The organism is Spirulina major PCC 6313 (assembly GCF_001890765.1).
GTDB classification, from domain to species: Bacteria; Cyanobacteriota; Cyanobacteriia; order Cyanobacteriales; family Spirulinaceae; genus Spirulina; species Spirulina major.
Map to the genome: position 1 here is coordinate 2,294,207 of NZ_KV878783.1, position 20,068 is coordinate 2,314,274.

The 20,068-nt window shown below is 54.4% G+C and carries 17 protein-coding genes; 12 read left to right on the forward strand and 5 right to left on the reverse strand.

The window, feature by feature from the left end:
• Nucleotides 1–263 precede the first annotated feature (263 nt).
• From SPI6313_RS09995 to SPI6313_RS10025, 7 genes are all read left to right on the forward strand, one after another.
• Nucleotides 264–1,664 (forward strand): hypothetical protein, encoded by a 1,401-nt coding sequence (locus tag SPI6313_RS09995; protein ID WP_139276605.1) that lies wholly within the window; start codon nt 264–266, stop codon nt 1,662–1,664.
• 103 nt (nt 1,665–1,767) lie between these two features.
• On the forward strand, nt 1,768–2,109 hold the full coding sequence (locus SPI6313_RS10000; protein ID WP_072620865.1) for an anti-sigma factor antagonist: 342 nt from the start codon (nt 1,768–1,770) through the stop codon (nt 2,107–2,109).
• 140 nt (nt 2,110–2,249) lie between these two features.
• On the forward strand, nt 2,250–3,737 hold the full coding sequence (locus SPI6313_RS10005) for a PP2C family protein-serine/threonine phosphatase (protein ID WP_175551113.1): 1,488 nt from the start codon (nt 2,250–2,252) through the stop codon (nt 3,735–3,737).
• Complete coding sequence (locus SPI6313_RS10010; protein ID WP_072620866.1) at nt 3,725–4,159, forward strand: ATP-binding protein; 435 nt, start codon at nt 3,725–3,727, stop codon at nt 4,157–4,159. Before SPI6313_RS10005 ends, SPI6313_RS10010 begins: the two co-directional genes overlap by 13 nt.
• Nucleotides 4,160–4,196: 37 nt before the next feature.
• The gene (locus SPI6313_RS10015; RefSeq protein ID WP_072620867.1) at nt 4,197–4,466 is read left to right on the forward strand and encodes a hypothetical protein; all 270 of its coding nucleotides are present in this window, start codon (nt 4,197–4,199) and stop codon (nt 4,464–4,466) included.
• A 327-nt stretch (nt 4,467–4,793) separates the two neighbouring features.
• Nucleotides 4,794–5,435 (forward strand): YqiA/YcfP family alpha/beta fold hydrolase, encoded by a 642-nt coding sequence (locus SPI6313_RS10020; RefSeq protein WP_072620868.1) that lies wholly within the window; start codon nt 4,794–4,796, stop codon nt 5,433–5,435.
• Nucleotides 5,436–5,484: 49 nt separating this feature from the next.
• Nucleotides 5,485–6,384 carry an alpha/beta fold hydrolase gene (locus tag SPI6313_RS10025; RefSeq protein ID WP_072620869.1) on the forward strand — a complete coding sequence of 300 codons (900 nt, stop codon included), beginning with the start codon at nt 5,485–5,487 and terminating at the stop codon, nt 6,382–6,384.
• A 255-nt stretch (nt 6,385–6,639) separates the two neighbouring features.
• Here the strand turns inward: SPI6313_RS10025 and SPI6313_RS10030 are convergent, their stop codons facing one another.
• Entirely contained in the window at nt 6,640–7,371 is a 732-nt protein-coding gene (locus SPI6313_RS10030; protein WP_217650561.1) for a glucosamine-6-phosphate deaminase, read from the reverse strand.
• Nucleotides 7,372–7,643: 272 nt separating this feature from the next.
• On the opposite strand from SPI6313_RS10030, the gene SPI6313_RS10035 reads away from it, so the two are divergent.
• Nucleotides 7,644–9,011: a 16S rRNA (cytosine(967)-C(5))-methyltransferase gene (locus tag SPI6313_RS10035; RefSeq protein WP_072620871.1), complete on the forward strand. Its 1,368-nt coding sequence runs from the start codon at nt 7,644–7,646 to the stop codon at nt 9,009–9,011.
• A 6-nt stretch (nt 9,012–9,017) separates the two neighbouring features.
• Here SPI6313_RS10035 and SPI6313_RS10040 read toward each other — a convergent pair whose 3' ends face one another.
• The 4 genes from SPI6313_RS10040 to SPI6313_RS10055 all read right to left on the reverse strand — a co-directional run bounded on the left by SPI6313_RS10040 (nt 9,018) and on the right by SPI6313_RS10055 (nt 12,807).
• A complete protein-coding gene (locus SPI6313_RS10040) occupies nt 9,018–9,707 on the reverse strand; it encodes a Uma2 family endonuclease (protein ID WP_072620872.1) in 690 nt (229 codons plus the stop codon).
• Between the two features lie 86 nt (nt 9,708–9,793).
• Nucleotides 9,794–10,528 carry a cobyrinic acid a,c-diamide synthase gene (locus SPI6313_RS10045; protein WP_072620873.1) on the reverse strand — a complete coding sequence of 245 codons (735 nt, stop codon included), beginning with the start codon at nt 10,526–10,528 and terminating at the stop codon, nt 9,794–9,796.
• Between the two features lie 231 nt (nt 10,529–10,759).
• Complete coding sequence (locus SPI6313_RS10050) at nt 10,760–11,704, reverse strand: glycosyltransferase family 2 protein (protein ID WP_072620874.1); 945 nt, start codon at nt 11,702–11,704, stop codon at nt 10,760–10,762.
• A gap of 29 nt (nt 11,705–11,733) precedes the next feature.
• On the reverse strand, nt 11,734–12,807 hold the full coding sequence (locus SPI6313_RS10055) for a ligand-binding sensor domain-containing protein (protein WP_084669195.1): 1,074 nt from the start codon (nt 12,805–12,807) through the stop codon (nt 11,734–11,736).
• Between the two features lie 209 nt (nt 12,808–13,016).
• Between SPI6313_RS10055 and recF the strand changes: the two genes are divergently transcribed.
• From recF to SPI6313_RS10075, 4 genes are all read left to right on the forward strand, one after another.
• The gene (gene recF / locus SPI6313_RS10060; protein WP_072620875.1) at nt 13,017–14,138 is read left to right on the forward strand and encodes a DNA replication/repair protein RecF; all 1,122 of its coding nucleotides are present in this window, start codon (nt 13,017–13,019) and stop codon (nt 14,136–14,138) included.
• Between the two features lie 757 nt (nt 14,139–14,895).
• A complete protein-coding gene (locus SPI6313_RS10065) occupies nt 14,896–17,301 on the forward strand; it encodes an ATP-binding protein (RefSeq protein ID WP_245788688.1) in 2,406 nt (801 codons plus the stop codon).
• A gap of 116 nt (nt 17,302–17,417) precedes the next feature.
• Entirely contained in the window at nt 17,418–18,872 is a 1,455-nt protein-coding gene (locus SPI6313_RS10070; RefSeq protein ID WP_175551114.1) for a CheR family methyltransferase, read from the forward strand.
• Nucleotides 18,873–18,917: 45 nt separating this feature from the next.
• Complete coding sequence (locus tag SPI6313_RS10075) at nt 18,918–20,030, forward strand: chemotaxis protein CheW (RefSeq protein ID WP_072620878.1); 1,113 nt, start codon at nt 18,918–18,920, stop codon at nt 20,028–20,030.
• Nucleotides 20,031–20,068 lie beyond the last annotated feature (38 nt).

A 20,068-nucleotide genomic window follows, 5' to 3' on the forward strand; every position in this document is an offset into this window, starting at 1 on the left:
TATTTAAAATTCCCCAATGTCTTGATTTGACTGGATTTGGTCGGTGTTTTTTGGGCTTGGCTCGTCAAGAATCTTCACGAATATGTTTACAAAATGAAATATTGTCTTAATAAAGGGAGGGTGCATTTTCAGGGGGAAGGGGGTATGGGGGAGGGTGGGGTTCTGGGGTGTTTTGGTCGGGGGGCTGATTCGGCTATAGTCCTATAGAGGAGGGCGATCGCAGGATTGGGTTGCCTCTGGGTTGATGCTGTGTTGGAGGGCGTATGAGGTCAGGATTACGGGCAGGAATTGCCATTTTCTTATCGTTACTGTTGGGGATTGGCGTGACGGGTTGTGGGGGCGATCGCCCTGCCGCTTCGACCTCTGATGCGCAGCAGACGGCGGCGACGATGCTGACGGAAATGGCCCCGCCGCAGTCGGTGCGATTGTTACAGCCTGCCCTTGAGGCCTATCAACCCCAAGTGATGATCCAACAGCCAGTGCTGGGCGCGGTTGTCAGCGACTCCACTGTAAAGGTGGTGTTGCAGGTGGAGGATCTGCCGCTGTTTCAGGGGTTAGATCTGGGGTTGGGGCCTCATTTGATGGTGGGGTTGGATAATCAGCCGGCGCGGCCTATATATAGTGTGGAGGAGGCGATCGCCTTTGAAGATGTTACGCCCGGAACCCATACCCTGCGAGCGTTTGCGGTGAAACCTTGGGATGAAAGTTTTAAAAATGAGGGGGCTTTTGCCCAAACGACGTTTAGTGTTTTAACCCCCAATCGCCAAAATAACCCTGATCCTGCGTTGCCCTTGATTACCTACAACAGCCCGGTGGGGCGCTATGGGGCCGAGCCGATTTTGTTGGATTTTTATTTGACCAATGCGCCGCTGAAGTTTGTGGGTGAGGGACCGGGGGCGATCGCCGACTGGCGGATTCGCGTCACGATTAATGATCAAAGTTTTGTGCTGGATCGCTGGCAACCGATCTATCTCAAAGGGTTTAAGCCAGGAACCAACTGGGTCAAGCTGGAGTTCCTCAATGCCCAAGGGGAACCAGTGGACAATGTGTTTAACAATGTGGTGCAACGCATTGAGTACCAACCGGGGCAACCTGATCCCCTGGCGGCGTTGATTCAGGGGCAGTTAAGCGATCGCCAACTCCGCGCCCTGGTTGATCCCCAACTTCCCCCAGCCGAATCAACCCCAGCACCCCAAGCGACAGAAATTGAAGACAGTGATTCTGAGCGTACCGAGGCCGAGGGCGAACCCCAAACCGAGGCGATGGAGGACGATGAACTGAAATCAGACGCGCAGGCCGAAGATCCTGCGATCGCTCCCGCATCTCCCAGCGAAGACCTTAAGAAACCCGATACCGAACCCACTGCGGCAGATGTTGAGCCTCAAATGGAGGGAACAGAACCTGAAGACGCTGAACCCGAAGACATGGATTCAGCCGAGGGTGAGGATTCAGCGATGGACGCTGATCCGCCACCCACTGTACCGGCAGTCACGCCAACGACCCCAGCGCCTGAGCTGACCCTAGAACGCCCTGCCGTTGAGGATCATTCCAGTGAGGCTGAGGGTGATGAGGCGGCGGTTGAGGAGGGCGCGATCGCCACGCCAGAAGCCGAGGAACGTTCCCTAGATCAATCCCGCGATTCCCCCATGGATGAGACGCTCTAGAGCTTAGCGATCCGGACAAGCCCCCGCATCGAGGAAAAAAACCATATACCCTATTAATCGAATAGCTCAGCGGTTTTTATCGTCCAGCCCCAACCCCGTCACTATGAAAATCAATATTAAAACGGTTGGTGATATCCAGGTCATTGCTCTAGAGGGTGATGTTGATGCAAATACCGCGCCCAAAGTGCAGCAGCGTGTCTTGTCCTTGGCGGAACCGAAGAGCAAAATTTTGCTCAACCTCACCGATGTTCCCTATATGTCCAGTGCGGGTCTGCGGATGTTGCTCTCTCTCTATCGGCAAACCACGACCAAACAAGGGCAATTGGTGCTTGTCGGGTTAGGAGAAGATATCCGGCGCACGATGTCCGTGACGGGCTTTCTGAACTTTTTTACCACCTGTGACACTCTGGAAGTAGGTTTAACCGTTTTTGACCGTAACTTCTAGGTTGCAGGGCTTGAGTCCTGGGCGGGGTCTGCTAGAGTTGATCAAGCTAGACCCCGCCTTGCAATCCAGGTCAAAATGCAATGGGGGTCAGCGATCGCAGGCGAAGGTCTTCGTCATTTTTTGGGGGGGGGATTGATCTGGTGGCTAATGGTTTACGAGAACAGATTCTGCTTCAGGAAATTGTCCGACTTCAGCAGAAAGTTGCAGAACTCACCCTCGCGCAAACGGCCCTCGAAGCCCAGCGACAACTACTCGCAGGGTTTGTGGAAATTGCGCGATCGCCCATTAACACCGAAATCCTCAAACAATTTCTCTTCGAAGCCCTCACCCTCTCCACCACCATGACCGGCGCGGAGCGGGGCAGCCTCCTGCTCGTGGATCACCACGGCAAGATTGAAGATGCCATTTTTACCCACGATCTCACCCAGACACCCGGCACGCTGTTTAATCAATTCATCGATCGGGGGTTAGCAGGGTGGATTAATACCCATCGTCAAATCGTCCTCATCCCCGACACGGAGCAAGACGAACGCTGGCTGAAGTGGCCCGATAATCAATACAAGGCGCGATCGGTGTTAGGCGTGCCCATCCTCAAAGAACAGACCCTCTATGGTGTGATCACCCTGCTCCACAGTGTTCCCCACTACTTCAGCCCGGCCACCGTGAATGTAATGGACATGACCGCCGGTCAAATGAGCCTCGTCCTCGAAAATGCTCAGATCTACGGTCGGCTGCAACGCTATTCCCAAAGCCTCAATATGGACTTGGAGAAAGGCCGCCAAATTCAAATCAATTTCCTGCCTGCCATGATTCCCCACGTACCAGGCTGGGAGATTGCCGCCCATTTTCAGCCGGCGGATCAAATGGCGGGGGATTTTTACGATATTTTTGAGTTGCCCCAGGGCCAGGTGGGGCTGGTGATTGCGGATGTCTGTGATAAAGGGGTGGGGGCGGCGCTGTTTATGGGGTTGTTCCGCAGTTTGATGCGGATTTTTTCGGGGCAGACGGTGTTAGCAGGATTGAGTGTTCAGTCGCTCGAAGAGCATCAAATGCTGGCGGAGCAATATGGCGGGGATGCGATCGCCCCCCCGGCCGATGCCTCCCACCCCATGCGCCTCGATGCCCAACACATGCTCGCCCTCCGCGCCATTCGCCTCACCAACGACTACATTGCGATTAATCATGGTGATTTGGGCATGTTCGCCACCCTGTTTTTTGGGGTCTTGAATCCGAAAACAGGCGAACTCACCTATGTCAATGCGGGTCATGAGCCGTTGATGGTGCTGACGGCAGCCGGGGCAGTGCGTGAAGAATTACGCGCATCGGGGCCCGCCTTGGGGGTGATGCCGAAAATTCCGTTTCGGATGCGGCGGACGGTGCTGACTCCGGGGGAAATGTTGCTGGGCTATACCGATGGGGTTACGGATGCGCGGGCAACGGATGAACGTTTTTTTACAAAACTCGAACTGTTGCGGCATCTTTCTCTGTCGATGACCTCTGCGCAAACCCTGTTGAACAATATTATGGCGGCGGTGCGGGATCATACTGGGGTGGCGAAACAGTTTGATGATGTGACGTTGTTGGCGGTGCGTCGTTTACCGAGGGAGGAGGACGGATGGAGGGTTTAACGGTGGCGGGAAATTTAGAGGCGTTGGGGGCGATCGCGTCCTATGTCCAAGCGGCGGCAGCATCGGCGGGCTTGTCCAAGGCGCGGACGTATAATCTCCGTCTCGCCGTCGATGAAGTGATCACCAACATCATCATCCACGGCTATCAAGAATCCGGGTTAACGGGGGATGTGTCGATTCAGGCGTGGATTGATGATGCGGCGTTGACGGTGTGTTTAGAAGATGCCGGAGCGGACTATAACCCCTACCACATTCAGGACGAACTGAATTGCGAGAAGGTTATTCATCAACCGCTAGAGGATCGACCCTTGGGCGGTTTGGGGGTGTATTTAGCGATGCGCAGTGTGGATCAGTTTCGCTATGAACGGATTGGCGATCGCAATCGCACCTCATTTGTCGTTTTCCGTCGATCTCCGTCATAATAGAAGCAAGTGATGTATTGTTTTATACGGGAAATTCATGCGTACTCTCAGTCGTCTCCTGCTCTTCGCTCTCCTCGCCGTGAGCATGATCGGCGGCATTCTCCTCAGTCAACCCCCTGCCCAAGCGACGGCGGATGTTGTCACCTATAGCTGGTCATATCCCAGCCTGGGCAGCCACGAACGAGTCTGCAAAGCCGTGACCACCCATCTGTTTACCCCCGATCGCGCCCCGGTGGATCAATCGGTGCAGCCGGTGAAGGTGCGATCGCAGATTGTCGATCCTCACTACTGTCAATCTGCCCTCTAAGCGTTTCTCTCCCATCCCAACGAGATCAACAGCCTTGGTTCAAGGCTGTTTTTTTGGGCTGATACCCAATCCACACTCCAAATCCCGATTGTATTTGGGGGTAGTCCAAATCTGGGGGTAGTGAGCCAGAGGCTCACACGACTATGATTAATCTGGATTAATGCTCTGTAGTGCGAGCTTCTAGCTCGCTGCTGTCTCTATGATTAATCTGGATTAATTCTCTGTATTCAGTGTTAGTGAGCCAGAGGCTCACACGACTATGATTAATCTGGATTAATGCTCTGTAGTGCGAGCTTCTAGCTCGCTGCTGTCTCCCCACTATCGTTTATGACTGATCCCTTTTGGCTCTATCTCCATGGCTTCGCCTCCAGTCCCCAATCGGCTAAGGCGCAGTATCTGAGCGATCGCTGCACCGAGCAGGGCCACCCCTTAACCATTCTCGACCTCAACCAAAACGACTTCACCCACCTCACCCTCAGCCGCCAACTCACCCAAGCCGCCGCCAGTTTTCCCCCCGATCGCCCCGTTACCGTGATCGGCTCTAGTTTAGGCGGACTCACGGCAGCCTGGCTCGCCCAGCAGCAGCCCCAAGTGGAGCGGTTGATTTTACTCGCGCCCGCCTTTGGCTTTTTAAACCATTGGTTGGCGCGACTGGGGGAGGATGCGATCGCCCAATGGCACAGCACCGGATTTCATCCCGTCTACCACTACGGCGCACAGCGCGAAATCCCCCTCCATGACGACTTCCTCACCGACGCTGAAGCCTACGAACATCTCGCCGCCCTCACCCGCCCCATCCCCACTCTGATCCTCCACGGCATTCACGACGACGTGATCCCCGTGGCTGCCTCCCGCGACTATGCCCAGTCCCGTCCTTGGGTAAAATTGATCGAACTCGACAGCGATCACCTCCTTGCCCATGTGATGCCGGAAATTTGGGAGGCGGTGCGATCGTTTTGCAGGGGATGAGTGCCATCGTCTGCGATCGCGAGTGTTCTTTCATGAATCTTGACCTCCCATGACCTCTACTCTCTTTCACCCCTGGCAATCCTACACCTGCGCCTACGATCGCCATCTCCCCCCCAACGGCGATCCCCAAGGCCCGCCCATCGTTCTTGTCCACCCCATCGGCGTGGGACTCTCCCGCCAGTTTTGGCACCGCTTCATCACCGCCTGGTACGACCACGGCCACCGCAACGCCATCTATAACCCCGACCTCCTTGGCTGTGGCGAAAGCTCCATGCCCCGCGCCGCCTACACCCCCGCCGATTGGGCAAGGCAATTACAAACCCTTGTCGATACCGTCATTCAAGAGCCGGTGATCGTGATCATCCAAGGCGCATTAGCTCCCGTGGGCTTGGAATGGGTGGCCCAAGCCCCCGACCAAGTGCGAGCCATGGTGTTATCCGGCCCCCCAGCTTGGCGGTTGATGACCAGCCCCACCAAACCCAGCCGCCAAAAATTAGCGTGGAATCTCTTTGATACGCCCTTGGGGAATGGGTTCTATCGCTATGCGCGGCGGGAGGCGTTTTTGCGATCGTTTTCCGAGCGGCAGTTATTCGGCACAGCGGCGGATGTGGATCAAGACTGGCTTGATTGCCTCCATCGGGGATCGCGGCAGATGGCCAGTCGTCACGCGGTATTCGCGTTTTTGGCGGGCTTTTGGCGACAGGATTATGGCGATGCGATCGCCGCTGTCCCCTGTCCCACCCTCGTCATCTTCGGCGAAACAGCCTCCAGCGTCACCCGTGGCTACGTGGAAAGCGCCGACCAACGCCTTGAAGCCTATCTCCACCATCTCCCCCAGGGCCAAGGCCGCAAAATCCCCGGCCGTAACGTCCTCCCCTACGAAGCCACCCAAACCTTCACCGAAGTCGTCGGAGAATTCCTCCAGTCCATTCACGTCAAAGTTTTGTAGTTTTGTAGGGTGCGTTAGCAGGCGAAAATTTTTGCTAGAAATAGCTTAACCTTGCTTCCTGCGTAACGCACCTGCCAAAGGCTTGCTATTGATGTGGTGTGTTACGGCGGATTTTAGATTGTTTGCTCTGATGTACAGTTTTAGCCGCCTAACACACTGGACTGTTTCAGCTAAAGCCAAAGGCTTGCTATTGATGTGGTGTGTTACGGCGGATTTTAGGAGGTATATTTTGGCTCTATGATAACGCCTGATTGATTAGTCCGGTGTTGGGGCGGCGGCGGTATCGAGGAGGAGGGTGGCGTGGGGATGACGGCGGAGGAGGGTGGCGGGACAGGTGGGATCAATGGGGCCGGTAAGGAGTTGGTGGACGATCGCACGTTTATGTTCCCCTTGAGCTAAACAGAGGAGGCGCTGACTTTTCGCGATTTGGGAGAGGGTGAGGGTGAAGGCGTAGGCCGGGACGGCGACGAGGGTGGGAAAATGACCTTGGTGGTATTGCTGTTCGCGGTTTTTCGCGTCGAGTTTAACCAGTTTTACAGCGACGGGATCATTAAAATCGGCGACGCTCGGTTCATTGAAGGCGAGATGGCCGTTGTTGCCAATGCCTAAACAACAGAGGTCAATGGGGGCGGTGTTGAGCAGTTGATTGTAGCGATCGCATTCCCGCAGCGGCTCCAAACAATCCCCGGCGAGATAGTGAAACCCAGCGGGATTGACCCGATCCGCAAGGCGCGTTTTTAAGTAGTGGCGAAAACTGGCGGGATGATCGGCGGCAATTCCTAAATATTCATCCAAATGAAAACAGGTGACGCTAGACCAGGGAATTGCATCATCTTTGATCAGGTAGCTTAAACAAGCAAGCTGAGAATTACCTGTGGCCCAGATGATCCGGGCATGGCCGTGAGTCGCGATCGCCTCTAAAATTACCTGCCGAATTGCCGTTGCGGCTGCGATCGCCACCTGATCCGCCGTCTCATAACATTGCACCTGTAACCGATCCACCTTCTGCCTGTTAATGATCTTTCCTCCACTTAACCCACAACATCACGCAACTCCCTAATCTTATGAAACTTAAGGAAATAATCCGGTAATTCCGTAATGCGAGCATCTTGCTCGCTAGAGGTTTAGAGCCTTTTTCAATGACCGGATTAAATAGTGAACCTCCATCAGATTAGGAGAAAATTAGCCCCCCTTGTTCCTAAACCCGCTATTGTTGAAAATCCCATTGATTCACGATGCCCACCGTTTCTAAACCCTCCATGACTGTTAACGCCCGCCAACTCGCCCTCACTGCTCTCCAACAAATCGATCGCCACGCTGCCTATACCGATATCGCCCTCGATCGCACCCTCGGCAAATATAAAAAAGATACTCTTGGCAAGGCCGATCGCGCCCTCACGACAGAACTCGTCTACGGTGTGGTGCGGCGACAGCGCACCCTCAATGCAATCATTGACCATCTCGGCGCGAAAAAAGCCCAGGATCAGCCGCCAATGTTGCGATCGATTCTCCAAATCGGCCTCTATCAATTGCGGTATTTGGATCAGATTCCGCCGTCGGCGGCGGTGGATACGGCGGTGGAGTTGGCGAAAACCAATGGACAGGGACGACTGGCGAAGGTGGTGAATGGGCTGTTGCGGCAGTATTTACGGACGATTGAGGCGGGGCATGAGGCGATCGCACTTCCCGATGATCCGGTGCAACGGGCGGCGATCCTCCACAGTTTCCCGGATTGGATGGTGGCGCAATGGTTTGAGCAGTTTGGCGAGACCGATGCGATCGCCCTCTGTGATTGGTTTAATCAAACCCCGATGTTAGATCTGCGGGTCAATCCCCTGCGCTCGACTCGTGAGGATGTCCAAGCTGCCCTTGCTCCGTCCGGTGCTAATGCGCAACCCGTGGCGACGCTGCCCCAAGCCCTGCGCCTCGTGGGTTCCGTGGGGGCGATTCCGAAATTGCCGGGGTTTAAGCCGGGGTGGTGGACGGTGCAGGATAGCAGTGCGCAATGGGTGGGGCTGTTGGTTGACCCGCAACCGGGGGAAACGGTGATTGATGCCTGTGCTGCGCCGGGGGGCAAAACCACCCATTTAGCGGAATTGATGGAGGATTGCGGCACAATCTGGGCCTGCGATCGCACCCCCCACCGCCTTCGCAAAGTCACCCAAAACGCCCAACGCCTCGGCCTCACCTGCATTAAAACCGAACTCGGCGACAGTGCCAAGCGCACAGAATACCGAGGCATGGGCGATCGTGTCCTCGTCGATGCCCCCTGTTCCGGTTTGGGAACCCTCCACCGTCACCCCGATATCCGCTGGCGACAAACCCCCACCACCATCGCCGAACTCCTCCCCCTCCAAGCCCAAATTCTCGCCAACGCTGCCACCTGGGTCAAACCCAGCGGCCGCCTCGTCTATGCCACCTGCACCCTCAACCCCCCCGAAAACGAGCAGCAAATCACGCAGTTTCTCGCCGCGCATCCCGGCTGGGCGATCGCGCCCCCTGCCCCCGATTCCCCCCTCGCCCCCTTCGCCCGTCCCGACGGTTCCCTCACGATCTTTCCCCCCCATCACCACATGGACGGCTTCTACATGGTTGCCCTCACCGCACCCAGCGATCCGAGCGAGTAACGCACCTTAAGCATCACTTTCAGGGTCAATTCCCAAGGCTTGCAAGCGGGATTTTAAGGCTGCGAGCCGGGCTTCGGCTTGGTTGGCGCGATCGCGTTCCGCATCGGCGCGTTGGGTTTCGGCGGCGCGTAATTGCCCCAATTCCACATAGGTTAAGAAGCGATCGCCCGTCGGACCATAGAGTTCTAGGGTTTCGGCAGTGAGTTCAAACCGAATCTGTAAACGCGGACTTACCCAGCCTGCCATATCATCAACGATCGCCAATTTTTCATCCTGGCGAATAAGGCCGGTTAAATCGAGGGTATCGGGGTTGTAGATGTAATATTCTTCAACGTCGTAGCGATCATAGAACTCTAATTTGCGCACCATTTCTGCGAAGCGATTACCGGGGGAAAGAATTTCAAACACCACTTGCGGGGCAATGTTGTCTTCTTGCCATTGTCGGTAGGAACCTCGGTCGCCTTTCGGTCGCCCGAAGACCACCAGCGCATCCGGTGCCACACGAATTTTCGGCTCACCCATCACCGGATACCACAGTAAATCCCCTGCCACGAAAACGTCATCCCGATCGGCATAGAGCAGTTCAAGATTTTCTTTGATCGTGACAATCCAGCGAAACTGTTGGGTATTGTCTGCCATCGGTTGACCGTCGCGCTCAGGGTAGATGATGTCCGATTTTTGGGGAGTGGAAACCATCGGCGACTCTCCAACATTGAGGAAAAATGTACTTAAACTCTAGCATGGGTGCTCAAGGGGGGCGATCTCACCTCCTGCCGCCCTCTTTACGTGAAAATCATTTCTTCTTCCGGGCGATAGATAAAGTCATAATCAAACGGAACCGGGCGAATATTGCGCACGATCGCAAACCCCAAATTACTCACTAAATCCGTCGTAAACGTCACCATCGCCAATTCCACTAACTTACGCTCAGAAATTTTCGGTTCTTTAATAAAATAGTTGCGCTGGGCAAAGAATAAATTGGCATCTTTGGGGTTAATAATGCCGTTGAGGCGATGGGCGTGCTGAATGGGTTTGACATAGGTGAGAAAGAATTCCTCTTGGTTATGCTGCATCAGATAAAATCGCTCTTGCTGCAACCAACTCATTTGAAAAATCATCTTAATTAGCTCAAATCCTAAAATATAGTTCAAGACATAATTTTTTTCCTTGGGACTGAGCACTAAGCGCAGGGCGGATTCTAAGAACTTGTCGGGTTTGCGGCGAGCATCTTGGGCGGAATGGATGTAGAACTGTCGAATGTAGTGGCGCAGAGTGTCGCTGGTGAGGATGGTTTGAATGTGGAAACTTTCTAAATGCCGTTGCACTTTGGCCTGGGTTTCATAGTCTTGGATGATTTTGGCAATTAACCCATCTGCGGTGTATTGATCGAGAAAATGGGCTTGATCATCGGGTGCGGCGGCACAGAGTAAATGACACAGCGACAACAGATAGCGACGCTCTTGCCAGGGCAGTTTTTCGGCCCATTTTTGGGCTTCATGGGGAAGTCGCTCAAGCATGATGTTTGGTAGATGCGGTGTATAGATGCACGGAAAAAGTGGCACTGGCGCAGCACCGTTAACACATCATGGGTTAAAGATGGAAACTATGGGGGTGAGGTGTTGGGCTGCGCGGGGAAGTGCTGTTGTAATCCTAGTGTGATCCTAGGAGATCTAACCCCGGATGCGTCAATGGTGAGATAGCTGAATCTTAGGTGGGTTGGGGGGGGTTGGGATGGGGGGAGTGGGGGGTTAGGGTGCGGGGCTGGATTGTTCGGCGTAGGCGGCGTAGAGGCCTTGGACGTTGTACCAGTTGAGGAAAATGCGGGCGATTTCGAGGGCGAGTTGAGGTTTGCCGCGATCGATTAGCCATTGCAGGAGGGGGGCCATGCGTTTTTCGTTGAGCCAACCGCGTAGGGAGAGGATATCCCAGAGGAGGCGGTGCATCCAAGTCATTTGGATCATCATCCGCACGTTCCAGGTGGGATGTTTGCGGTAGAAGAGAACGCCCATGCGGCCGCGTTGGATTTCTTTGTCGATCAGGGTGGGGATTTGGTCGAGGCTGAAGGGGGGATGCCAATGGTAGCCGACGGCTTTGGGGCATTTGATCAGGGTGAGTTCTAGCTGTTTGAGGCGCACGCCAAGTTCAAGGTCTTCCCAGCCGTAGAGTTGAAATTGGGTGTCGAAGAGTCCGGCGGCGAGGAGCCATTGTTTGGCGATCGCGACATTCCCGGTGGCAAAATAGGCGGCGGAAAAGTCGGTGAGTTTGTAGGGTTCGGCGGTGGGATGGTCGAAGTTGGCGGTATTAATCACCGCGCCGTAGGTGAAACAGCGATCGCTGCCGAGTTCTCGCTGGCCTTGGGTGAGTCCGTCGGCATGGGCTTGGAGAAAGGCGGGAGTCACGACGAGATCGCTATCAATAAAAATAATCGTGTCCCCTTGGGCTTTTTCCACACCAAGGTTACGGGCTTGGGCGGGGCCGGCGTGGTCTTGGGCATAGGTGACAACGAAGGGGAGTTCCTTGCGATGGGCGGCAATCCAATCCAACGTCCCATCAGTGGAACCGTCGTCCACGAGGATCACTTCGTAGCCTTGGATGGGGGTATTGGGGGTGAAGGTTTGGTGGGCGAGCGATCGCAAACATTTCTGCAAAATCGCCAAGCGGTTATAGGTGGGAATCACAACCGAAAAAAACATAGTCTTACCCTGAAATGACAACGACACCACTAAAACGGCGAAACCGGCGGCGGCACAAATCCTAAATGGGGCCGCACCAGTCCCGTGGTTTGGCTCACCCAGGCTAACCCCTGGCGCGTCCCGACCCATACTTTATTCCCCGTATCCGGCGACAGGGAGAGCACATGACCCGACGGCAAACTGGGCATTTCCCCCAGAATCGCGCCGCTGTCGGGTTGGACTTGGAAGAGGCCCGCTTCGGTGCCGATCCAGACGGTGCGATCGCGGGCGAACCGAATCGAGGTCACACTTTCGCCCCGAAACGGGGTCACCGATCGCACAATCCGCCGCTCTAGGGGATTAATTACCAACAGGGAGTTGGGGGTTCCCGCCCAGATCAGGCCATCGGGGGCCGTGGCGAGGGTTTGCACCACGCCGCCGGGGAGGTTGGTCATCCGCCCCATGGGGTAGGCGCTGGCGGTGTTGACCTGGACCAAGCCGTCGAGGGTTCCCACCCACAATTGACCCGTGGTGTCCACCGTGAGGGCGTTGGCACTGACTCCGGCCAAGGCTTGCAGGGTGGTCATCATTAAGCCTTGATCGGGGCTGATCAGGCTGAGGCCGCGATCGCCCCCCGCCCAGAGATAACCCCGCTGATCCACCGCCAAGGACAAAATTCGATTCGACGGCAACGCAAACTGATAGGCCGTTACCTCATTACTGCGGGGATCAACCCGGACAATGCCGCTATTCGTGCCGCCCCAAATCCGCCCGGCTCGATCCATCGCCAGGGACTCCATCCGATAATTCGGCAACCCCACCCGCGCCAAGATTCGGCCCGTATTGGGATCAATCCGGCTCAACCCCAACCAAGAGGCAATCCACAACGCCCCGGTGCTGTCTTCCTGTAAAGCCGTGACGCGAAAATCCCGGTCAAAGGGGTCGGGGCGGGTCAGATCGTCAGCAGCATCGGGGGGAGCCGGCGGGGGGGCATCACTCGCGAAGGGGGGCAGTGCCGCATCGGGTTCCGGGAGCCATTGGGCAAGACTTGGGGAGCCACTCCAGCAACCCACCAACACAGAACTTAACAGACTCCAACGGCTCAGCCAACACCAGCGCATCATTTCAGTTACACAATAAAGGGCGAGTTGGGGGATGATTCCAGCATGATTCAATCGGTTTCAAGCATAACTTGACCTTTGACTATTGTAACGATTGGGGCCCATGGGAGATGGGGCGGTCTGGATTCCGGGAGCGATAATTCGGTGAGTCATCGGATGGGTGATTTGCTACAGTGATTGCTGGCCAAACTGTTGAGCGATCGCTCCTTTCGATGTACCTTCAGCACCTGCATTTACGCAATTTTCGGAACTATCACGATCAGATCGTCCAGTTCCAAGCACCCAAAACCATCATTGTGGGTGACAATGCTCAGGGGAAATCGAACCTTCTCGAAGCGATCGAACTCCTGGCTACCTTGAAAAGCCATCGCGTCAGCCGCGATCGCGACCTGATCCGCCATGGCATTCCCGATGCTCAGGTGGCGGCCACCGTTGCCCATCGCTACGGCACGAATGATCTCGACATCACCCTGCGCGATCGCGGACGACGCACCATTCACCGCAACCATGAAGCCCTACGCCGCCAACTCGATGCCCTCGGCAGCCTCAACGCCGTGCAATTCTCCTGTGTGGATTTAGAGTTGGTGCGGGGTGCTCCGGACTGTCGCCGCCGCTGGCTCGATAGCTTAGTGGTGCAACTCGAACCCGTTTACGCCCATATCTTGCAGCAATACACCCATGTGCTCCGTCAACGCAACGCCCTCCTGCGCCAAAGTAAACGGGAATCCGCGTCCGTCCCACCGGATGCGATCGCCCTTTGGGATGCCCAACTGGCCACCACCGGTTCCCGCGTCACCCGTCGCCGCGCCCGCGTCCTCCAGCGTCTCGCCCCCCTCGCCCAGCATTGGCATCAGCAAATCAGCGGCCAACCGGAAACCTTAACCCTCCACTACGCCCCCAATGTGCCCTGGCAGGAGGATGAACCGCAGCAGGTGCAAGCCGCCTTTCTCACCCACATTCATCAACAGCAACGGGCTGAACAGCAGCGGGGCACAACGGTCGTCGGCCCCCACCGGGACGACATCGACCTATTGATTAACGACAGTCCCGCCCGGCTCTATGCCTCCCAGGGCCAGCAGCGTACCCTCGTCCTTGCCCTGAAATTAGCGGAACTGCATTTAATTGAATCCGTGGTGGGGGAGCCGCCCTTACTCTTGCTGGATGATGTCTTAGCAGAATTGGATCTTCAACGCCAAAATCACCTCCTCACCGCCATTCAAGACCGCTTTCAGACGGTGATCACCACCACCCATCTGGCCACCTTTGAGGCGGGCTGGTTGGCCGCCTCGCAGCAATTGCGCGTGGCGGCCGGTGCGATCGCACCCCTACTGTGAACGTTGCTCTGTTGCCCGCTTTAGCATCGAACCTGTGTTTGATCTCTTAAGAATTACAACAACTTGCGGATCACACCTCTCTGAGAGCGGTAATCAGACGAGATAATGAAACTCAAGGGACGGTGATCACTGGAATGATTGTCAAACACTCAATTCTCTGATCACTGTGACAGGGTGCAGCCGAAGCAATATGCTCAAAACTTGGGCAATCGTTAAAGAGTGCAACAATGGGGATGCTGGAACCATAAATAATTCGTGATGATTTGGTCTATATAGCAATCCTATTTGCTTCATGAACAGGCAAGGGGCTTAAGCCCCTTGTTGATGAGGAGATCAGATCTTCGATTGATTTAGGATCGCTATAGTCACGATTGTTAAAATGGAAAAGGACAGATTCTAAACACTCGTTTTTTTCCTAGGTTAAAACTAATAAGCTGATCGGCATTCAAACTACATTGTGCCAGTTGCGCTGAAACCCTTGTACAAAGGGGCTTAGAAAAACTAGGGTGCAATTTAGATGCTGATTAGCTTATCTAAGATTGAACCCATTTATTTGTAGTCCAAGTGTTCTACAAGTGTGTTCGAGTTTTGCTCTCTCTGGTCTTGATGGATCAAAATTTAAAGATAGATTGTCTTGTCTTGCTCACGATTTTGCCGCTGCGATCGCAACTCAATGACTGTTTTTCCCAGTGAGATTACCTAAGATTAAGTGAATCATGACCATCCGGAAGATTGGCGACTGGGGAGGAATTGTGTAATGGTTTTGAGCGTTATGAATGTGAGCTTTTTTGACAACGCTTCCGATGCTGTATTCAGCATTGACGAGCAATGGCAGTTTCTGGCGGCTAACCATGCAGCAGCCCAACTGCTGGGCAAATCCATCAATAGCCTCGTGGATGGCAACCTCTGGCAACTGTTTCCCCAATGGCTGGGCACTATTTTTGAGGCGGAATATCGGCGGGTGATGAGCGACGGGGGCACGACCCATTTTGAGGCCTTTTCCGCTGTGGGCAACTGCTGGCTTGTGGTGAATTTGCAGCGCAATGATGCCGGTCTGTTTGTGTATTTGCGGGATGTGAGCGATCGCAAACGGATCGAAGCCGATGTCCTCGAACAATCTCGCCTCGCCCATCTGATCAATCGCGTCAGCCGCTTTCTTGTCCATGCCCACGGCCTCGGCGACAGCCTCCAATATTGCACCGATGCCATCATTGACGAACTCGACGGCGCAGTGGCCGCCATTTGGGTCTACAACAGCCAAGGCGACTACCTCGAACGTCAAGGCTTTAGCTACAACCCCGACACCAGCGCCCCTCTCCTCACCTCACGTCTCTTTAAATCACCCATTCTCGCCCTCGACCATTCGATCATCGGCACCATTGCCAGAACCCAAAAACCGATCATTGATGTGGTGTTCCCTGCCTTTGGTGATCCGCTCCAATCCAATGCAGTGGCGATCGCCACCGCCCACCATCCCGAAGCCTCCGTCTTCTGTAACCTGAGTAACCACCCCAGCAGTCCCCCCACGAAACTGCATCTGATCAGTTACCCAATGGTGCTAGACGATCGCCTCATTGGAGTCGTTGCCCTCTGGACCTATCAATCTCTGCGGCCCTTTATCCATGAGGGGATCGCCTCCCTGGCCGATAGCCTTGCCATCGACATTGATCGCTGCTGGGCCCGCACCGCTCTCCTCTCGCGCCGGGAAGCCCTGCTCTTTCGCCTCGCCAACCAAATCCGCAACTCCCTTGACCTCAACACCATCCTCGACACCGCCGTGTTTGAGATTCGCCAACTGCTCAAGGTGGATTCTTGCACCTATCTCTGGTGTTGGTCTCAGGAAGAGACAATCAGCTTGATGGTCAGTCATGAGGCGGGCAAGGATGCCCAATGTGGCCAGCGGATTTCCACCTGTCCTCCGGAACAGTTGAGTTTTTTAGCCAAGCAAATCAGCCAACAGAAAATTCTGCGCATTGATGATATTCAACAGCCGCCACAATTTCCCAGCTTGAGTCCGTCTGAACAGGATCTGTTGATGGCGCTGTTGCAGGATCTAGAGATTCAGTCGCTGTTGTTGTTGCCGTTAAAAACGCGGTCGGATCATCTTGGGGCGATCGCTTGCAGTCAACGCCATGACAGTCGGCACTGGAGTGACCAAGAAGTGGAAGTGCTCCAAGCCGTGGTGGATCAATTGGCCCTCGCCATTGACCAAGCGGAACTGTTCGCCCAAACCCGCGCCGCTGCCCTTGCCGCCCAAACCCAAGCCCAACAAATTGAACTCACCCTCCAAGAACTGAAACGCACCCAAGCCCAACTGATTCAAACCGAAAAAATGTCCAGTTTGGGGCAAATGATCGCCGGAATTGCCCATGAAATTAATAACCCGGTGAATTTTATTTCGGGGAACCTGAGCTATACCAGTGAGTACGTGAACGACTTGGTGCGGTTGGTGGAAACCTATCGGAAATATTTACCGGAAAACGAGGAAATTACCGCGCTTGAAGACGAAATTGATCTTGAATTTGTGATTGAAGATTTGCCAAAAACCTTGGCATCGATGCAGATTGGGGCGGAGCGGATTCGCCAGATTGTGCTGTCGTTGCGGAATTTCTCGCGGTTGGATCAAGCGGAAATGAAGCCCGTTGATATCCATGAGGGGTTAGAAAATACGCTCTTGATTTTGCATAACCGGATTAAGGCACGGGGCGATCGCACTGAAATCGAAGTGATCAAACAATATGGTGAGTTGCCGGCGGTGGACTGCTACGCGGGCCAACTCAATCAAGTGTTTATGAATATTCTCGCCAATGCGATCGATGCCATGGACGAGCAGCCCGATCCTCGCCAAATCACGATCTGCACTCAGTTTATCCCTGACCCCCACGCCCCGGAAACGGAAGATGGAGAACCCCAAGGCATCGCCATGATCCAAATGCAAGATAATGGGTCAGGGATGCCGCCAGATACCGTTAGCCATATTTTTGACCCCTTCTTCACCACAAAACCGGTGGGGAAGGGAACCGGGCTAGGCTTAGCGATTAGTTATCAAATTATTGTGGAGAAGCACCATGGTGACCTGACCTGTGAGTCAACCCCCGGCACTGGAACCACCTTTACGATCCGGATTCCGGTTAATCCTGCTGCTGAGTTCCGGAGTACCTAGGAGGCATCCTGTGATGTCGGGGCTTCCGGTGCGATCGCCCCCGTCTAGGGCCCGCTGTGCCCCAGAGTTTCCTTGTCTTCACTGTCTTTTTGTGTGTGTTTTGCGTTATGGCGTTCATGCAGTTTACGCTCCCCGATCATTGGCTTTATCCCTTTGTCCAACTCGTTAACGAACGGACTGGCATTCGAATTCGTGACCAAGACTATGGTGAACTGGCTCGGAAAATTGGGCTGCGCATGGCCGCGCTCCATCTGGTGAATCCTGACCAGTATTATCAACGCTTATCCATGGTGGGAGCCGTCGGAACAACGGAATGGGATGCGTTGATCACATTGCTCACGAATATTGAAAGTTATTTTTTTCGTGATCAAGGTCAGTTTCAACTGTTGGAGCAGGTGTTGTTGCCTCGGTTAATGGTGCAGAAACGGCCGGAGCGACGGTTGCGGATCTGGAGTGCGGGCTGTTCGACGGGGGAAGAACCCTATTCCCTGGCGATTTTGGTGCAGCAGTTGTTGGCCCATGAGTCGGGGTGGCAGTGTGAGGTGATTGGCACCGATATTAATCCGACGGTGTTGACACGGGCGCGGCAGGGATATTATCCGCTGTGGTCGTTGCGATCGCTCGCTCCCGCCCTTCAAACCCGTTACTTTCAACCCTGTGGCGACGGCTTCCAACTCGATCCACAAATCCGGCAATCGGTGCGGTTTGAGGCGTTCAATTTGGCCAAGCCCAGCACCGAGCAATGGTGTCCCAGTGATGTGGACTTGATTGTCTGTCGCAATGTTTTTATTTATTTTTCCGCCCCAGCCATTGCCACAGCCTTAGACTCCTTTCGCCAAGCCCTGAACCCGTCGGGCTATCTAATGACGGGCCATGCGGAGCTTTACGGTCAACAACTTCAAGCCTTCCAAAGCCATTTGTTCCCGGAATCCGTGGTGTATCAACGGCGCGATCGCCCCTCGCCCCTCCCATCAAAGCCCCACCCGACCCCGCTGCCGATGCGATCGTATCCCACTCCCCCGCTACTGCCGCGCCCCCCTGCCCCCAGCGTGATCACCGCCCCGCCCGCGACTCCGATTCCCACAGTACAAGACTTACTCACCGAAGCCGAATTCTTTTTTCAACAGAAAAACTATCGCCTCTCTCGTAAAAAAGTAGACGTGATCCTCAGTCGCGATCCCCAGTCCTTTGCCGCCTATTTTTTGCGGGCGCAACTCGATGCTAATTCTGGGCAGTACGAAGCCGCGCTCCAATCCTGTGAAAAAGCCTTAGAGCTAGAACCGCTCTCTGTGTCAATTTATTACCTGATGGCTCAAATTTTTGAAGAAAGGGGAGATACTGAAAAAGCAAAGCAACTGTTTAAAAAGATTATTTATTTGGAGCCGACGACGATCTTAGCTTATTACGAATTAAGTCAACTTTATGATCAAGAAGGCAACTCAAATCGAGGTCAAAAAATGCGCCAAACTGCCTTGGCTTTTCTGCAACAATTACCCCCCAAAAGTCGAGTCGATGAACGGAGTGATCTAACTGTCGCCGATCTGATTGATCGGATTCTAACCTCGTCTTGACTGTGATTAATCCTGCAACACCTACCCGTTGTGTAGTGATGCGTTATGCCTGAATCCTTAGCCACTTCTGATATCCTCATCACCGGACAAACCACGTATTTAATTTTTACGTTGGATCAAACCTTTTATGGCGTTGATAGTCTCTTTGTGGAGGAAATTTTCTTTTTGCCGGAGTTAACGCCAGTGCCGGAATCGCCCCGCTACATCATTGGGGTTTTAAATCTCCGGGGGGAGGTGATTCCGGTGCTGGATGTGAATCTCCGCTTGGGCTACCGAACCCAACCCTATAGTGTTCACGATCGCATCGTTATTTTACAAGGCAGCGACCACCGCTTTGGCATTTTGGTCAACGAGGTGCATAATGTGCGATCGCTCAATGACAGCGACATTACCGCCCAGGTTCGCTACCGGTGGGAACAGGAGCAAATCCCCGTCCAAACCGGACTCGCCCATAGCGGCGATGAAATTATTGTCCTGCTGAGCCTGGATACCTTACTCCATCCCCCCGAACGGGCGCACCACACGGTTCAAGATTTGTTTTCGTTGACCGCCGAAGGGGTGGATCACCTGCGGCAAAGTTTGGGCGACTTAGAGGCACAACTGCAAACCCAACGCCATTTTTGCGCCACCGCCAGCCCCGAAGACCGCAAGATTTTCCGCGATCGCGCCGAACATCTGCGCCACCCCCCCGATAGTCAAGACAATCAGGGCATGGCATCCCTCGCTGTAGTGCGCTTAGGGCCAGAACTCTTTGGGATTGATTTGGCCCATGTGCGGGAATTTACTGACATTGGCCGGATCACGCCGATTCCCTGCTGTCCGTCCCATATTGTCGGCAATGTCAATCTCCGGGGTGAAATTGTCACCCTGATCGACATCACCTCGTTTCTCGCCTTGCCTGCGATCGCCACCACCGGCCAACGTCAGGCCATGATTATCGAATGTGACGGCCTTGTGGTGGGGGTAGTGGTGACGGAAATTCTCGATGTGGTGCTGCTGAACCCCAAGAAAATTTCGCCAGTTCCCACCGCCATCCACGGCATCACCGATGAATATCTCCAGGGTGAAACAGACTATCACGATGCAATGATGAGTATTCTGTCTCTCCCAAAACTATTACACCAAGGGCAACTGATGGTGGACGACAGTATTCTTTAACATCCCGTCATCCCCCCATCTGTTACCCCAGAGGTTCC

Coding starts and splice junctions, on each gene's coding strand:
- SPI6313_RS09995 (WP_139276605.1), top strand. CDS start 264: ATGAGGTCAGGATTACGGGCAGGAATTGCCATTTTCTTATCGTTACTG.
- SPI6313_RS10000 (WP_072620865.1), top strand. CDS start 1,768: ATGAAAATCAATATTAAAACGGTTGGTGATATCCAGGTCATTGCTCTA.
- SPI6313_RS10010 (WP_072620866.1), top strand. CDS start 3,725: ATGGAGGGTTTAACGGTGGCGGGAAATTTAGAGGCGTTGGGGGCGATC.
- SPI6313_RS10015 (WP_072620867.1), top strand. CDS start 4,197: ATGCGTACTCTCAGTCGTCTCCTGCTCTTCGCTCTCCTCGCCGTGAGC.
- SPI6313_RS10020 (WP_072620868.1), top strand. CDS start 4,794: ATGACTGATCCCTTTTGGCTCTATCTCCATGGCTTCGCCTCCAGTCCC.
- SPI6313_RS10025 (WP_072620869.1), top strand. CDS start 5,485: ATGACCTCTACTCTCTTTCACCCCTGGCAATCCTACACCTGCGCCTAC.
- SPI6313_RS10035 (WP_072620871.1), top strand. CDS start 7,644: ATGACTGTTAACGCCCGCCAACTCGCCCTCACTGCTCTCCAACAAATC.
- SPI6313_RS10040 (WP_072620872.1), bottom strand. CDS start 9,707: ATGGTTTCCACTCCCCAAAAATCGGACATCATCTACCCTGAGCGCGAC.
- SPI6313_RS10045 (WP_072620873.1), bottom strand. CDS start 10,528: ATGCTTGAGCGACTTCCCCATGAAGCCCAAAAATGGGCCGAAAAACTG.
- SPI6313_RS10050 (WP_072620874.1), bottom strand. CDS start 11,704: ATGTTTTTTTCGGTTGTGATTCCCACCTATAACCGCTTGGCGATTTTG.
- SPI6313_RS10055 (WP_084669195.1), bottom strand. CDS start 12,807: ATGATGCGCTGGTGTTGGCTGAGCCGTTGGAGTCTGTTAAGTTCTGTG.
- recF (WP_072620875.1), top strand. CDS start 13,017: ATGTACCTTCAGCACCTGCATTTACGCAATTTTCGGAACTATCACGAT.
- SPI6313_RS10065 (WP_245788688.1), top strand. CDS start 14,896: ATGGTTTTGAGCGTTATGAATGTGAGCTTTTTTGACAACGCTTCCGAT.
- SPI6313_RS10070 (WP_175551114.1), top strand. CDS start 17,418: ATGCAGTTTACGCTCCCCGATCATTGGCTTTATCCCTTTGTCCAACTC.
- SPI6313_RS10075 (WP_072620878.1), top strand. CDS start 18,918: ATGCCTGAATCCTTAGCCACTTCTGATATCCTCATCACCGGACAAACC.